12 protein-coding genes and 2 pseudogenes are annotated in these 15,536 nt (G+C 40.0%); all 14 read right to left on the reverse strand.

Features of this window, described 5'->3' with window-relative positions; translation table 11 throughout:
• Positions 1–49: 49 nt before the first annotated feature.
• Positions 50–244, reverse strand: a pseudogene (locus tag JFU50_RS25230) (long-chain fatty acid--CoA ligase); the annotation flags it as partial.
• 138 nt (positions 245–382) lie between these two features.
• Positions 383–601 (reverse strand): AMP-binding protein, encoded by a 219-nt coding sequence (locus JFU50_RS25235; RefSeq protein ID WP_342366367.1) that lies wholly within the window; start codon positions 599–601, stop codon positions 383–385.
• The gene (locus JFU50_RS25240) at positions 598–810 is read right to left on the reverse strand and encodes a hypothetical protein (protein WP_201180755.1); all 213 of its coding nucleotides are present in this window, start codon (positions 808–810) and stop codon (positions 598–600) included. Before JFU50_RS25240 ends, JFU50_RS25235 begins: the two co-directional genes overlap by 4 nt.
• Before the next feature lie 21 nt (positions 811–831).
• Positions 832–1,008 (reverse strand): hypothetical protein, encoded by a 177-nt coding sequence (locus tag JFU50_RS25245; RefSeq protein ID WP_201224695.1) that lies wholly within the window; start codon positions 1,006–1,008, stop codon positions 832–834.
• A 453-nt stretch (positions 1,009–1,461) separates the two neighbouring features.
• Positions 1,462–3,162 carry a sigma-54 interaction domain-containing protein gene (locus tag JFU50_RS25250; protein WP_201180766.1) on the reverse strand — a complete coding sequence of 567 codons (1,701 nt, stop codon included), beginning with the start codon at positions 3,160–3,162 and terminating at the stop codon, positions 1,462–1,464.
• Between the two features lie 132 nt (positions 3,163–3,294).
• Positions 3,295–3,696, reverse strand: coding sequence for a MaoC/PaaZ C-terminal domain-containing protein (locus JFU50_RS25255; protein WP_056529601.1), 402 nt, complete (start codon positions 3,694–3,696; stop codon positions 3,295–3,297).
• A complete protein-coding gene (locus JFU50_RS25260; RefSeq protein WP_056529604.1) occupies positions 3,693–4,145 on the reverse strand; it encodes a MaoC family dehydratase N-terminal domain-containing protein in 453 nt (150 codons plus the stop codon). The genes JFU50_RS25255 and JFU50_RS25260 overlap by 4 nt, the downstream gene beginning before the upstream one ends.
• A gap of 18 nt (positions 4,146–4,163) precedes the next feature.
• The gene (locus tag JFU50_RS25265) at positions 4,164–4,928 is read right to left on the reverse strand and encodes an SDR family oxidoreductase (protein ID WP_201224697.1); all 765 of its coding nucleotides are present in this window, start codon (positions 4,926–4,928) and stop codon (positions 4,164–4,166) included.
• A 20-nt stretch (positions 4,929–4,948) separates the two neighbouring features.
• Positions 4,949–6,124 (reverse strand): acyl-CoA dehydrogenase family protein, encoded by a 1,176-nt coding sequence (locus JFU50_RS25270; protein WP_201224700.1) that lies wholly within the window; start codon positions 6,122–6,124, stop codon positions 4,949–4,951.
• A 26-nt stretch (positions 6,125–6,150) separates the two neighbouring features.
• On the reverse strand, positions 6,151–7,302 hold the full coding sequence (locus tag JFU50_RS25275) for an acyl-CoA dehydrogenase family protein (RefSeq protein WP_201224702.1): 1,152 nt from the start codon (positions 7,300–7,302) through the stop codon (positions 6,151–6,153).
• Positions 7,303–7,327: 25 nt separating this feature from the next.
• Positions 7,328–8,947 carry a long-chain-fatty-acid--CoA ligase gene (locus JFU50_RS25280; protein WP_201224704.1) on the reverse strand — a complete coding sequence of 540 codons (1,620 nt, stop codon included), beginning with the start codon at positions 8,945–8,947 and terminating at the stop codon, positions 7,328–7,330.
• 482 nt (positions 8,948–9,429) lie between these two features.
• Positions 9,430–10,786: pseudogene (locus tag JFU50_RS25285) on the reverse strand (IS1182 family transposase).
• A gap of 329 nt (positions 10,787–11,115) precedes the next feature.
• Positions 11,116–13,560 (reverse strand): DNA topoisomerase IV subunit A, encoded by a 2,445-nt coding sequence (parC, locus tag JFU50_RS25290; RefSeq protein ID WP_053345887.1) that lies wholly within the window; start codon positions 13,558–13,560, stop codon positions 11,116–11,118.
• On the reverse strand, positions 13,550–15,535 hold the full coding sequence (parE, locus tag JFU50_RS25295; protein WP_056526451.1) for a DNA topoisomerase IV subunit B: 1,986 nt from the start codon (positions 15,533–15,535) through the stop codon (positions 13,550–13,552). Before parE ends, parC begins: the two co-directional genes overlap by 11 nt.
• Position 15,536: the final 1 nt, after the last annotated feature.

The raw sequence follows: 15,536 nt of genomic DNA on the forward strand, positions 1-15,536 counted from the left end.
AATCAAAGGCATGCCTAGAAAACCAGCCATTCAAAAAAGTGAGAGGCATCTATACATTAATCAAACTGACGATTTTTGATTCTGTTAACGGCAACGGAATTCTAATACTGTTTACCCTACGCTCGCCCGATAATGGATTGCGACAAGCAGTTGAAGAAGCCTCCGATAAACCGTAGCCTTCAATGATTTTTATTTTTGTTAGCTTTTCAAACTGATGTAACATCGTAGGAGACAAATGGGCTGAATCACATAAACAGAGCTATAATGTATGCAAAGCATTATGAGTATCACCGAGTTCTTTGATTAAAGAGTTTTACATTTGTGGTAAGCCAGGAAAAATGGTCACTTTGCAAGTCTCGCTCAACTCGATTACCCGTTTAGCCTAAAACACGGGCACGATGACATTCGCTGCACCAAGCATAATAGCCAAGTTCATCGTGATAGTCATCATATACACATGATAAAGCGGAGAAGCCGTCATGATTACTTCCTCACCGAACTGAATCCTCGATTGAAGAAAACTTTGGTTCTGAATCACATTGGCAACTAAATTAAAATGGGTTAGTTCCACACCCATTCTCTGTCCGGAAGTCCCGCCTATATACTAATCACAGCCATATCTACTTTTGGACTTATAGTCGCTTCCCCTACCTCTTTCGGAGGGGCATGGATAAGGTCATCAAGATATTCAAAAGGCAATGTGAGTCTTATTTCTTTATTATCACCACCTACATATATACGAGGTCTTGAAGTAGCTGATAAAACGCCCAACTTGTTAGCGCTTTCATTTCCAGTGACTAAGTATTGCAATTGTACGTCTTCTTGAATCTCTCACATTTCTCTAACCATACATAACTGGTTGATTAGTATAATGATCATTCCTAGTTTAATAGCAGCATAATAGGCGATTAGATAATCGGGTTGATTACCTAGCAAGAAACCAATTTTATTACACTTTTTTGCCCCAGCCTTATAACAAGCAGTTGCAAGACCATCCACATTTCGCATAAGTAATCATTTGTTCTTCATAATAAATGGGCGCCCGGTCCCCAAAACCTCTTTACGGAAAGCATTCTGTATAGTCTGATTTTAGGGATATTCGTAGATTTCATCGTCTGAATATAACCGCTTTCCCATGGTCGATCACCTGGATCAATCAACTATCTCACCTCACACTTTCTACATGGAAATTCCGTAGATTAATTCCTTATTAATATGCAAGTGCTGTGCCATAGTTAAACACAGTTACTGTGGCTATTTCAAAGTCCCAGAAAATTCATTATTGAATCATATAAATGAAAAAAAGGGGTTCTATATAGGATAGTCATCATTCACTTTTGACTGAAAAAATCATTTCTGAATTAAGTTAGTTTCGTGAATGAAGACCTAAAATATTTGTTATTCAACGGGTAGCGATAAATAGTAAGAGGGGATTTCCGATAAACGGAAATCCCCTCTTACTTACCTATCCTTTTCACTGACCTTTAATTGATATTTTTTAAGTTTCCTCACAATTGTCGCCTGACTCGAATCTAGGGCTTCTGCGATTTCATATGTAGTTTGGTAGGTTTGCGCCGCTTTCGTCAATATTTCCTTTTCCGCTCTTTCTACCGCTTCTTTTAAAGTAAGTGTGCCTTTAAGGTTGGAATGATTCTGATTTACCTGCTGATATTCTTCCGGAAGATCGCTAAGTGAAAGTAATTGATTATTTGTTAGGACGACGAGCCTTTCCACTATATTATTCAACTCACGGACATTTCCTGGCCAATCATATTGAAAAAAATATTCTTTCAATCTCGAATCTATTTCTTTCGAGAATTTATATTGTTCGTTGGCTTTTGTTAAAAATAAATCCGTCAATGCTAGAATGTCTTCTCTTCTCTCCCTTAAAGGGGGAATCGTAATTGGTATGACATTCAGCCTGTAATAAAGATCTTCACGGAATTCACCTACTTTAACCATTTCCAATAAGTTGCGGTTCGTGGCTGCGATTATTCGAACATCAATTTTTTTGGGCTTCGTTCCTCCGATTCTTTGAATCTCCCTTTCCTGAAGTGCCCTAAGTAGCTTTACCTGCAATTGTAGAGGAAGCTCCCCCACTTCATCCAAAAATAAAATCCCACTCTCAGCCACTTCAAACATCCCTGGTTTCCCTTTTTGATTAGCTCCGGTAAACGCGCCGCCTTCATATCCAAAGAGTTCGGATTCCAATAAATCCGCCGGAATTGCCCCGCAGTTTATCTTTACGAAGTCTCCTTTTTTAGATCGGATGCTCCGGTTGTAAATATTACGGGCCAGTACATCTTTTCCAACGCCCGTTTCTCCTAAGATCAGTACTGTCGCATCAATATCCGAGATTCTTTCGGCAATCTCATAAATCATTTTCATCTTATCACTGACAAAAACAACCCCATCCTGACTTGTTATCTTTCGAAGTTTTTCAATTTCCTGCTTATATTGATTATTCAATTCATTAACTTTCGTCAATTCATGCATCAGTTCATTTAAATCTGACAAATCACGTATGTTCGTAACGACTTGCTCAATTTCACCTTCTTCATTAAAAACGGGACTTCCTGTAATTAATGTTTCTTTTCCAGCAAAATTATCCTGTACGACTGAAACCGTTCGTCGCAGCTTCACTACCTTATGTGTCACCGAAGTATTCAAAATACCTCGTTTTATTAATTGGTCCACCGATTTGCCGATATAATACTCTTTCGGAATGCCAGTAATCCGTTCAATCGCTGAATTTGTGTAAAGTGTAATGCCATTTTGATCGGTGATATAAATCCCATCATAGGAATTTTCAATAATGGCATCTAGAGCGCGATTCAGTTTTTCCGTTTCATGGGCATCAACCAATAAATTATCCAAAAATTGTGTTTCACTGCCTACATAAAGAATATCGCCATTATCCAATTGTGTCAGAAATATAAATAAATACCGTTTGTCATGCAGGCGTGCAGCTGCCAATCTATTATTATCGAGAAATTGCCACTCTTCAAATTGTTCGGTAAGTAGTTTCTTCCCATTCTGTCCTATCCGATCATTTAGGTAACTGCTCCAATCCCTAATCCGGTATTCAGAATCAACGACTAGAGCAGGAAAGATCCACTCTTTGAGCAAATTAATTTGAGAATCCTGTTTTACATGATTCATTAATAATATTCACCGCCGCAAAAAGAATTCTTTTTTAGTACAATTCTGGATAGATTTCGAATCTCCTTTAATATTGTCGAATTTTAATCCTAAAAAAAGTAGTGATGAAATAAATTTCACCACTACTTTCCTTTAGTAGGTCCTAAAAATAACCTCACCACTGATCGCTTCCTTACCTGATTGGTTGATTGCTGCTACATTGAAATAATACTTATCTTCCTTTTTCTCTTTTAAATCTGCTTGAAGGGTTATAACATCATTCAAGAAAACCATACCTTTGAAACGAATCTTGTATTCTTCAATGTACCCAATTTCATATAGATTACTGAAAATCTTTGCCAGGTTTCCCATCGTCCACATTCCGTGTGCAATAATCCCAGGCAAACCAGCATTTATTGCTTCTTCATCAATCGTATGAATGGGATTAAAATCACCTGATGCCCCTGCATACTTAATGAGATCCAAACGTGTTACAGGTCCAAGCTCTATCGAATGCAACGAGTCGCCAATATGCAGTTCAGTTAATGTAGTCACTTGCTCATCACCATCCTTTTTATCGTTTCATTGATAATGACAAGTTGTTCAGCGGTAAAAACAATTTCTCCATTTGCATCTGTCCCGTAATTTTTCAAGGCTAGGAATCCCATTTCCCCTTGCTTCCCTTTTTTCTCATAGTAGTCCCTCACTTCTGTATAACAGGTAATTTCTTCTCCAACCCTCAGCGGACGGTTATAATGATATTTCTGTTCACCGTGTATCAATCCTTTATTTGGGAGGTCTAAGCCTTCAATCGTTCCAAAATCAAAAACTCTTGGAAAAGTTGGGGGCGCAATATTCGTACCATACCTTGATTGCCTACCTTTTTCTTCATCGATGAAAATCGGATGCGGGTCACCAATTGCTAACGCAAATTTTTTAACGGCTCCCCGTTCAACCAGATTTTTAACCGGTTTAGATTGTTTTCCAATACTTTCATTGAACATATCATCCCGCCTTTACTCTTAATTTTTTGGACCACCCGCAACATATAGAACTTGCCCACTAACGAAAGATGATGCTTCATCAGCGAAAAATGCAACAGCATTAGCGATGTCACTTGGCATACCGCTTCTAGCAACTGGAATACTGTTTGCCCTATCCTGGATAAATTGTTCAAAACTCACTCCCATTCGCCGTGCTGTTTCTTTCGTCATTTCGGTTTCAATAAAACCAGGTGCTACCGAATTAGCCGTTATTCCATATTTACCAAGTTCAATTGCGAGTGTTTTTGTTAACCCCTGCAACCCCGCTTTTGCCGCTGCATAATTAGCCTGACCGCGGTTACCTAGTGCCGAGGTTGATGATATATTAATAATTCTCCCATATTTGTTTTCCACCATATACTTCTGAGCCGCACGAACCGCATTGAAGGTACCTTTTAAATGCACGTCCATTACTGTCTGCCAATCTGAATCGGTCATTTTAAATAGTAAATTATCTCGAATGACACCTGCATTATTCACAAGAATATCTAACGAACCGAACGTATCAGCTATTTCTTTTACTGATGCTTCTACCTCTTCTGAATCCACCACATTGGCGACCCTTGTAAAAATGGTATGGCCTTGATCCCTTAGTTCATTTCCTGTTGAGGTCAAAACTTCCTCATTTATATCTATGATAGCAACCTTTGCGCCTTCATTTGCAAATAGTTCTACGATTGCCCGTCCAATTCCCCTACTTCCACCAGTAACTAAAGCGGTTTTCCCTGAAAATCTTCCTGTCATAATCTTTTCCTCCTAATCTATTATAAAAATTGTCCTAATTTAACATGTCCTTTAATTAAATTCCGTGAAATAATCATGCGCTGTATTTCATCGGTCCCATCATATATTCTCCAAAGTCTTGCCTCACGGTACCAGCGCTCAATTGGAAGTTCCTTCGTATAACCCATGCCCCCATGTATTTGCAACACGCGATCAACGACACGATTCCCCATATTTGCTCCATAGAGTTTAGCCATAGAAGCTAGATGACGATTGTCTTCTCCATGATCTAGTGTGTAGGCGGCATTTAACACAAGCCACCTTGCAGCTTCGATTTCAACAGCCGAGTCAGCAATCTGCCATTGAATAGCCTGGCGCTCAGCGATTGGTTTACCGAATGTGACGCGTTCTTTTGCATAATCTATAGCCATTTGCAGCAATCTTTCTGAAGAACCGACAGCACGTGCCCCCACGATCCATCTTGCAAAACCAATCCATTCAAGGCCAAGTTTATAACCGCCATGCACTTCTCCTAAAATATTTTCCTCGGGTACCCGAACATTATCGAAAACTAAACCAGCCGGTCCCCATTCTCCCATCGTGTTGATATACTCAGATTTCCAGCCCATGCTCCGATCTACGATGAAACAGGTGACCCCTTTTGTACCAGTTTCTTGATGAAGTTCTTTATCGGTAACAGCAATGACCATGACGAAATCGGCATCATTTCCACCTGTAATGAATGTTTTTTCTCCATTCAGCACCCACTCATTGCCATCTTTTATCGCAGTCATTTTAATATTTCGAGTATCGGACCCGGCTCCCGGCTCCGTCATCGCAAAACAGGATTTTTTCTCCCCATTAATCGTAGGAATCAGATACTTCTTTTTCTGTTCTTCGTTTCCATAATAAAGAATATTGTCCGCAGAACCGCCAAAGCTGAAAGGTACAAACGTTTTTGATACTTCCATCAAGACTATTGCCATCATCATCTGCCCTAAGTCGGCCCCGCCAAACTCCACCGGCGTATTAATGCCCCAGAACCCCGCTTTTTTTGCTTTTTCCTGTAATTCTATTAATTTCCCTTCAGGTAAACTAGGTTTTCCTGCTATTTCGTTGCGAAGTACTTCATTTTCCAAAGGAATTAATTCATTTTCCACGAACTTGCGTATTGTTTTTTGTACCATTTTTTGTTCATCTGATAAACGTAAATCCATTATAACCCCTCCATTTTCTCATTAAACTATTTTTGATAATTTTTCTTTAATTGTCCTGTAATGATATTTTTCTGGATTTCGGACGTTCCTTCATAAATTCTAGTAATTCGTGCATCCCGATAGAAACGTTCGACTGGATAATCCTTCATGTATCCCATCCCTCCATGAATTTGAACTGCTCTATCAGCGATCCTGTTATATACTTCCGAACCATACAGCTTCAGCATTGCCGCTTCTTTAATAATTTTCTCTTTTTGATCGACCATCCATGCAACCCGGTATGTGAATGAGCGGAGCGCTTCTACTTCCATCGCCATTTCGGCAATCATATGAGATACGGCTTGATGATCGATAATAGGAACATCGAATTGTTCACGTTCAGTAGCATAATGGATTGATAAATCAAGCAGGTATTGGCAGGACCCCAAATTTCGTGCGGCAAGTCCCGCCCGGCCATTTGCAAGGATTTTTAATGCATTGACATAGCCTTTCCCAACTTCCCCTAGTACATTTTCCACCGGAACCTCACAATCTTCAAAAACCAGTTCGGCAGAATGTGAGCCCCGAAGTCCCATTTTCCTTTCAATGCTACCAATTTGAAAACCTGGGAACCCCTTCTCTACAATGAATGACGTGATTCCTTTTGCTCCTTTTCCCTTATCCGTTAACGCCATAACAGTAAAAATATCGGCCACATCTGCATTCGTTATATAATGCTTAGTCCCATTAAGAATATACTTATCTCCTCTTTTGACAGCAGTCATTTTTAGATTCGTCGCATGAGATCCGGCAGCAGGCTCAGTTAAAGCGAATGCGCCAATTTTATTTCCGCTTGCCATATCTGGCAGGTACTTTTGCTTTTGTATTTCATTGCCCATTTCTACGATTCCGACCGTCCCTATGCCAGTATGGGCACCAATTAGAGTGGTATATCCATTATGTGTTTTACCGATTTCTTCATATAAAGCACATTTCCCTACCATCCCAATGCCTAGCCCGCCGTACTGTTCTGGGATACTGAGTCCGAATAGCCCGATTTCCTTCGATAATTTGATGATGGATTCTGGAATATGATCATCTTCCTCTATTTGCATTGAATATGGTTCAATTTCTTCTTCGATAAACTGCCGTATATTTTCTTTTAAAAGTAGGATGTCTTCATCTAAGCGAAAGTCCATTTGCATTCCCCTTTTTACCTATGAATTATTTGTTAGCGTTTTCATTCATTACCGGATAAGCAGCTTTATATTTTTCTTGAAGCTTTCGTTTTAAAATTTTACCGACCGCAGTTTTGGGAAGTTCACTTTGAAAGGTGATAACTTCCGGTACTTTAAAGGCGGCGAGCTGTTTTCGGCAGTATTCATTCAGTTCCTTTTCAGTTATCCATTCATTTGGCTTAATAACAACGGCTGCATGAACGGTTTCACCACGATATTGGTCGGGAACACCGAATACCGCTGCTTCAAGTACCTTTGGATGGCTGTAAAAAACCTCTTCAATTTCAATAGGATAAATATTAAATCCGCCTGCGATAATCATTTCTTTCTTTCGTCCAACGATGTAAAAGAAACCATCTTCATCCATCTTTGCGATGTCACCGGTATATAGCCATCCGTTTTGAATCGCCTGCAACGTTTCTTCTGGCATGCCCCAATACCCTTTCATCACCTGAGGTCCCTTAATAACCAATTCGCCAGGTGTATCAACCAAAAGGGACGGCTCACCTGTAATACTGTCAATAATGGCGGCATCTGTATTTGGGATAGGTATACCAATACTTCCGGGTTTTTGCAGGCCTCTAACTGGATTTCGATGCGTCACTGGTGAAGCCTCAGACAAACCATATCCTTCAGCAATCATTGATCCGCTTACTTCGTTAAAACGTGACAATACATTTAGAGGCAATGGCGACGAACCCGAAGTGCATGTTTTCAAAGAATGCAAATCAAAAGGATGGGATTGGTAATATTGTAATAAAGCAATATACATCGTCGGCACAGCTGGGAAAATAGTCGGTTTGAGCTTATTAATAATATCAACTATCTCAGCCACCTCAAACCTAGGTACTATAATTAAATTACCTCCATTATAAAACGTCAGATTCATAGCAGAGGTCATACCATATACATGAAATAGAGGAGAAACGGCAAGTACCCTTTCCTTCGCCTTTTGAGTATTGATTTGTGAAGTAGCCGCGCTTTGCAAGGTGTTAGCCACGATGTTTCGATGTGTTAGCATCGCACCTTTTGAACGCCCCGTCGTTCCTCCTGTATATTGGAGGACAGCAACATCTTCATCAGGTTCAATTGGTACAGTAAAATCTTCCTCTATTATTTTCATAAGCCTTTTTGTCAGCTCACACCTGCCATTTTCCATAGACACGCTTATTGTCTTTTCAACACGTGTTTCTGGTAATATGGCTTCTACCGTGGGATAAAGTTTATCGAGCACAATGATGTGTCTTGCACCTGAGTCTTTTAGGACATGTATCAATTCGTTCGCCTTATACATTGGATTGATTTGAACAACGATCGCACCATTCAAAAGTGTTCCAAAAAAACTAATCGGATATTGAGGACAATTGGGCAGCATAAGAGCCACACGATCTCCCTTTTTAACCCCATCATCAGCAAGTATCCGGGCACATCTTTTCACTAACTGCCCAAACTCAGAATATGTATACGTTTGATCCATAAACGTAATCGCTGTTTTATCCGGATACAGTCCAACTGATTGGTAAAATAATTCTGTTAGAGATATTTCAGGTATATCAATTTCCATTGGATTTCCGGACGGGATATGCTTGTTCCAAGGTCTATCCATTAGTCCTCCCCTTTCTTCATTCAAAAAATAAAGAAGTCATGCTAATAATATGCAAGGAGTGTGCCAAAAATAAATCGTACTGGTGCATAGATTCTATCAGCATTAGAATTCATAATTGAATTATTTGTTGTTTGGATAAGATTATTAGCTTGCTAGTACAAGGATTTAAAATTGACTCAATAATTCATTTTTGATTTAAGAATATAGCCCGAAAAAATAATAATTGTAGTAGTTGCAAATAATGGGATATTATCAGGAGATTATTTGGTCGATGAACATGATACATAACCGGCACCCTACCGTTTATTTGTTTTGTTTGTTTTTCATCATAATAAACTAAATAAAAGGGATGCTGATTATTGTCAGCATCCCTCAGTTTGTAGACAAAAGGGGTCCAGAATGTTTTAATTCTGGACCCCTTTTGAAATTCCCTTTGAATTTTGATCAAGATTAAGAGATTGGGCCTCTACGAGCCCACTTTATTAAGCCATTATTGGACCTTGCCATGTCCAATTGGCAATCTTCTTTAAATTCATGGCAGCGAATGTAAGCATCGCCTGCATCGACAATTTTTTAAGTCCCCTTAAAGTAGTCCAACGCATACCATGCTTCTTTTGCATCTCCGAATACACGCTCTATTGTTTCTTTGCGTTTCGCATATATAGGTTTTACATCCTTGTGGTGACGCAGATGATCTGCTTCTTCCATATAATTTTGCCAGATATGGCGTGTCACCACTTTTTGATGGTCTTTGCTTACTGTACACTGTGATAAAAATGAGCATGTCGCACAAGTGTGTTTGGGTGATTTGTACTCGCGATAGCCCTCTTTATTTGTTGTTGAGTACTTTAAAATCTCGCCCGATGGGCAGAGATAACAATTAAAATGTTCATCGTAAACATAGTCATGCTTGCGAAAGAACCCTTCTTTTGTTCGTGGACGTGTATAGGGTAAAGCTGGTGTGATTTCTTTCCCAAAAAGGTAGCTTGTAATGGCTGGTGTTTTGTAAGCTGCATCTGCGGCAACAGCTTCAGGTTTTCCAACTTTCTCAATCACTTGTTCAACAAGAGGCTCTAAGATATGACTATCATGCGTATTTCCTGGTGTTACAATCGTCCCCAGCACAAAACCGTTGCGGTCTGCAGCCGCATGAAATGAATAGGCAAACTGTTTTGTTCGTTCATCTTTTACATAGTAGCCACTCTCAGGGTCAGTTGAACTTTCTTTAATTTCTTTGGTTTCTTCTTTATCAAATTTATCCGGTGGAAAAGGCTTCTTTCCATTGTTTTCACGATCTTGATTTATTTCTTCTTGAAGGCGTCCTTGATATGCTCGTGTTTCCTTACGAACGATTTTCTTTTCGAATTTCCGCTTATTCGCACTGGCTTTCACATGTGTTGAATCAACGAATACGTGCTCTGCACTAATTAACTTTCTTTCTGAGGCTGTCATTAAGATACGATAAAAAATCTGTTCAAACAGGTCTGTATCTTTAAAGCGACGCTCATAATTTTTCCCGAACGTTGAGAAGTGAGGTACTTTATCATGGAAACCGTAACCTAAAAACCAACGGTAAGCCATATTCGTTTCAACTTCTTCAATCGTTTTACGCATCGAACGAATACCGAAGGTATATTGAATGAATGTCAATTTAACTAAAATAACTGGATCAATACTTGGGCGGCCTATCTCTGAATACATCTCTTTCACCAAGTCATAAATGAAAGTGAAGTCAATGGCCCCCTCAATTTTACGAACCAAATGGTTCGCTGGCACCAGTTGATCCAAAGTAATCATTTCAAGTTGATCTCGCTGAATAGAATTATGTTTCGAAAGCATCGTCATCACCTCAAGTTTTAATACTCCTATATTAAAACAAAAAAGACTGTAGGAAAAAGTGTTTATTTCTAATTGTTAAAACAAAGTTGATTGGAACGGAAGGTGCGAGACTCCTGCGGGAAAAGCGTGTCCAAGGGAGACCCCACAGGCGCAAAGGCGCCGAGGAGGCTCCCTGACCGCCCGCGGAAAGCGAGTGCCTGGAGTGGAAATCAACGTTCGAATTTTTACAACCCCTCAAAAAACTGTAGACAAACTCGATTTTCATCGAGTTTGTCTACAGTCTGAGGGATGCTGATTATTGTCAGCATCCCTTTTTATAAAAAAATTGTTTACGACTCTAAAGCAGATTCATCCTCTAAAGATATCTTCCACAATTCTTTCGCTTTTCCACTTACAGTTTCATCAAAAACAAAAGATCCATTCGTGTAACGATCATGATTTTTTAATGAAGCAGCATGGATTGTTTCAATTATGCCCTTTTCAGAAAGAATGAAAAGACTGTCGGTTTTATTGACAGTTTCAAATCCAATGACCCGATGTGGATTCGATTTCAATTCTCTCAAGACCACGACCCCGCGTTTTGCACGGCCAGTTTTTTCAAACTCGGTTAATTTCATTTTCTTGATGGCTCCGCGCTGGGTAACAATCAGAATTGATTCTTTACTATCCTTAGCTAAAACCTTGCCGCCAATAACATAGTCATCTTCTTTTAAATTAATCCCCTTAACTCCTGCTGCACGGACTCCAACGACACTTACTTCTTCTTCATCAAACCATAAACCGTAGCCATTATGAGTGACTAGGAAAAGCTCGGCCTGACCATCTGTATGATGGACATCAACCAATTCATCATCGCCCTTTAAATTGACACCAACTAGCGGTTTCGAATGCCGCTGTGCTTTATAGGAAGCTAGTTCAGTCTTTTTCACCATACCGTTTTTCGTGACGAACACTAAGAATTGCGGCAGGGTAAAGTCTTTGATTGGAATCGCTTTTATGATTTGTTCTTCTCGATCAATAGGAATGATGTTCGCGATATGCTGGCCGGTTTCCTTCCAGCGAATATCAGGAAGCTGATGAACTGGACAATAAAGGTAATTACCTTTGGAAGTAAACAGCAACAGAACGTCTGTTGTATTCATTTCCAGCCGCTGGAGCATTCGATCGGAATCTTTCATTCCAAAATCAAGCCCGCCTGATGCTGAATACGATCGTAAGGACGTCCGTTTGACATATCCTTCTTTCGTCACTGTCACCATCACGTCTTCACTCGCGATTAAGACTTCAAGATTGATTTTGATTTCTTCAATCTCTTTCTCAATTTTAGAGCGGCGTCCGTCATCAAACCCTTTTTTAATGAATCGTAATTCTTTTTTTATTACTTGAAGAAGTACCCTTTCACTGCCTAGGATTTTGGTCAATTCCTCAATTTTGCTGTTCAACTCCGCTGCCTCTTCTTCAAGAGCCGTAATATCTGTGTTTGTTAAGCGGTATAATTGTAAGGATACAATAGCTTCTGCTTGGGCTTCTGTAAAAGAAAATTTAGCGATAAGGTTATCTTTAGCATTACGTTTGTCTTTAGACGCACGGATGACAGCAATAACTTCATCTAAAATTGACAGTGCTTTCATTAAACCATCGACAATATGTGCCCGGTCATGTGCTTTTTGCAATTCATAACGAGAACGGTTTACAATTACTTCTTTACGATGATTGATATACGCATCGAGCATTTTTGGAAGGCTCATTAACGTTGGTCGTTTTTTATAAATCGCGACCATATTAAAATTGTATGCAATTTGAAGATCTGAATTTTTGTATAAATAATGCAGGACACCATTTGCATCTGCTTCTTTTTTCAGTTCAATTACAATACGTAAACCTGTACGATCAGTTTCATCACGTACTTCTGCAATGCCTTCTACTTTCCGATCAAGACGGAATTCATCCATTTTCTTAACAAGGTTCGCTTTATTGACTTCATAAGGGATTTCAGTGATGACGATTTGCTGTTTACCACCACGGATTGTTTCCACTTCAGCCAAGCCACGAATTATGATTTTCCCTTTACCTGTTTCATAGGCTTTACGGATACCTTCAATTCCTTGAATGATACCACCTGTAGGGAAATCCGGACCTTTAATGACCGTCATTAATTCTGCTACTGTTGCTTCTGGATTATCAATTCGCATTATAGCAGCATCAATGACCTCACCTAATTGATGCGGAGGGATTTCCGTTGCATAGCCTGCAGAAATTCCTGTCGAGCCGTTAACAAGTAAATTAGGGAACATCGCAGGTAATACGATAGGTTCTTCTGAGGTATCATCAAAATTCGGGACAAAATCAACAGTTCGTTTTTCAATATCACGTAACATCTCAGATGCAATTGATGAAAGCCTTGCTTCTGTATATCGCATTGCAGCAGGCGGATCTCCATCAATACTACCGTTGTTTCCGTGCATTTGGACCATGACTTTACGCAACTTCCAGTCCTGGCTCATCCGTACCATCGCCTCGTAAACCGAAGAATCTCCATGAGGGTGATAATTACCAATTACATTTCCGACTGTTTTTGCAGATTTTCTAAATCCTTTTTCCTGTGTATTTCCTTCTACATACATCGCATATAATATCCTGCGCTGTACCGGTTTTAACCCATCCCGTGCATCTGGAAGTGCTCGATCCTGAATAATATATTTACTATAACGCCCGAAACGGTCTCCAATAACCTCTTCAAGCGGCAAATCACGAAACGTTTCCTCAAATACCATCGTTATTGACCTCCTCTTCAATCGACATATTTTCATTATCTAAAATATTCGATTCTTCTTCGAGACCAAAAGCGACATTGGTTTCAATCCATTTACGGCGTGGTTCCACTTTGTCTCCCATTAACGTTGTCACACGTCTTTCTGCACGCGCACCGTCATCGATTTTCACGCGTATTAATGTTCTGGTTTCCGGGTTCATTGTCGTATCCCATAATTGATCGGCATTCATCTCACCCAGCCCTTTATAGCGCTGAATCATATAGCCTTTCCCCACCTTGTTTATCGCTCCCTGAAGTTCATCATCACTCCATGCATATTCAATGACTTCTTTCTTCCCGGTCCCTTTACTCACTTTATATAACGGCGGCAAGGCTATGAACACCTTACCTGCCTCAATTAACGGCTTCATATAGCGGTAAAAGAATGTTAGCAGCAGCACTTGGATATGGGCGCCATCCGTATCGGCATCAGTCATGATAATCACTTTATCATAATTAGTGTCCGAGGTATTAAACTCGGCCCCGACGCCTGCACCGATAGCATGGATAATCGTATTGATTTCTTCGTTTTTAAAAATATCCGCTAGTTTTGCCTTTTCTGTATTGATAACTTTACCCCGTAATGGCAGTACCGCTTGGAAACGGCGATCGCGGCCTTGTTTTGCGGATCCTCCTGCAGAGTCCCCTTCCACAAGATACAATTCATTCCGCTCAGGATTTTTAGATTGAGCTGGTGTCAATTTACCAGAAAGGATGGCATCCGACTTTTTCCGTTTCTTCCCACTTCTTGCATCTTCACGCGCTTTACGAGCAGCTTCACGTGCCTGGAATGCTTTAATTGATTTTTTCACCAGCAGTGCACTAGTAGTCGGATCTTCTTCAAAAAAGTAAGCCAAGTGCTCCGACACGATTGAATCAACAGCCGAACGGGCTTCGCTTGTTCCAAGCTTGCTCTTGGTTTGTCCTTCAAATTGCAAAAGTTCTTCAGGGATACGCACAGAAATAATTGAAGATAAGCCTTCTCGTATATCGGTACCTTCGAGGTTTTTATCTTTTTCCTTAAGCAGCCCCATTTTTCTAGCATAATCATTAAATGCCCGTGTCATAGCCGTTTTTGCGCCAATCTCATGGGTGCCGCCGTCTTTTGTACGAACATTATTTACAAAGCTTAGAATATTTTCTGAATACCCATCATTAAATTGAAAAGCCAGGTCGACTTCTATCCCATTCTGTTCTCCTTCTAAGCTAATAACACTATGAAGGGTTTCCTTTTCTTCATTTAAGTAGGCTACAAAGGCTTCAATTCCGTTTTCATAATGAAAAGTCTCATGCAGGTCATTACGTTCATCCGTCAATTCTATTTTCATGCCTTTTAAAAGAAAGGCTGATTCGCGTAGACGTTCAGAAAGGATATCATAATTAAAAGTCGTAACCGAAAAAATTTTCGGGTCTGGCTTGAAATGGATTTTCGTCCCAACTTGGTTGGTCTTTCCAATTTTCTCTAGGGTCGTTTCCGGTTTTCCTCCCTTGAAAAACCGTTGTTCATAAACAAAGCCATCCCTTTTAATCGTCACGACAAGCCATTCAGACAATGCGTTAACGACAGAGGCACCCACACCATGAAGGCCACCGCTCGTTTTATATCCGCCTTGTCCAAATTTACCGCCTGCATGAAGAATCGTCAAAATGACTTCAGGTGTTGGTTTCCCCAATTTATGCATTCCAGTGGGCATCCCACGCCCTTTATCTGTCACACTTATACTGTTATCTTTATGTATTTTCACACTAATCTGGTCTCCATATCCAGCCAAAGCCTCATCTACGGAGTTATCTACAATCTCGTACACTAAATGATGAAGTCCACGTGCATCAGTACTGCCGATATACATACCGGGACGTTTTCTGACCGCTTCAAGTCCTTCCAGTACCTGAATTGCATCATCATTGTACTCGATTGTTTTTACTTTCTTTGCCACA

This window comes from Peribacillus sp. TH14 (genome assembly GCF_016651145.1).
GTDB lineage: Bacteria > Bacillota > Bacilli > Bacillales > DSM-1321 > Peribacillus > Peribacillus butanolivorans.

Coding starts and splice junctions, on each gene's coding strand:
- JFU50_RS25275 (WP_201224702.1), bottom strand. CDS start 7,302: ATGGACTTTCGCTTAGATGAAGACATCCTACTTTTAAAAGAAAATATA.
- parC (WP_053345887.1), bottom strand. CDS start 13,560: ATGGTATTTGAGGAAACGTTTCGTGATTTGCCGCTTGAAGAGGTTATT.
- JFU50_RS25250 (WP_201180766.1), bottom strand. CDS start 3,162: ATGAATCATGTAAAACAGGATTCTCAAATTAATTTGCTCAAAGAGTGG.
- JFU50_RS25270 (WP_201224700.1), bottom strand. CDS start 6,124: ATGGATTTACGTTTATCAGATGAACAAAAAATGGTACAAAAAACAATA.
- JFU50_RS25260 (WP_056529604.1), bottom strand. CDS start 4,145: ATGTTCAATGAAAGTATTGGAAAACAATCTAAACCGGTTAAAAATCTG.
- JFU50_RS25245 (WP_201224695.1), bottom strand. CDS start 1,008: ATGCGAAATGTGGATGGTCTTGCAACTGCTTGTTATAAGGCTGGGGCA.
- JFU50_RS25265 (WP_201224697.1), bottom strand. CDS start 4,928: ATGACAGGAAGATTTTCAGGGAAAACCGCTTTAGTTACTGGTGGAAGT.
- JFU50_RS25280 (WP_201224704.1), bottom strand. CDS start 8,947: ATGGATAGACCTTGGAACAAGCATATCCCGTCCGGAAATCCAATGGAA.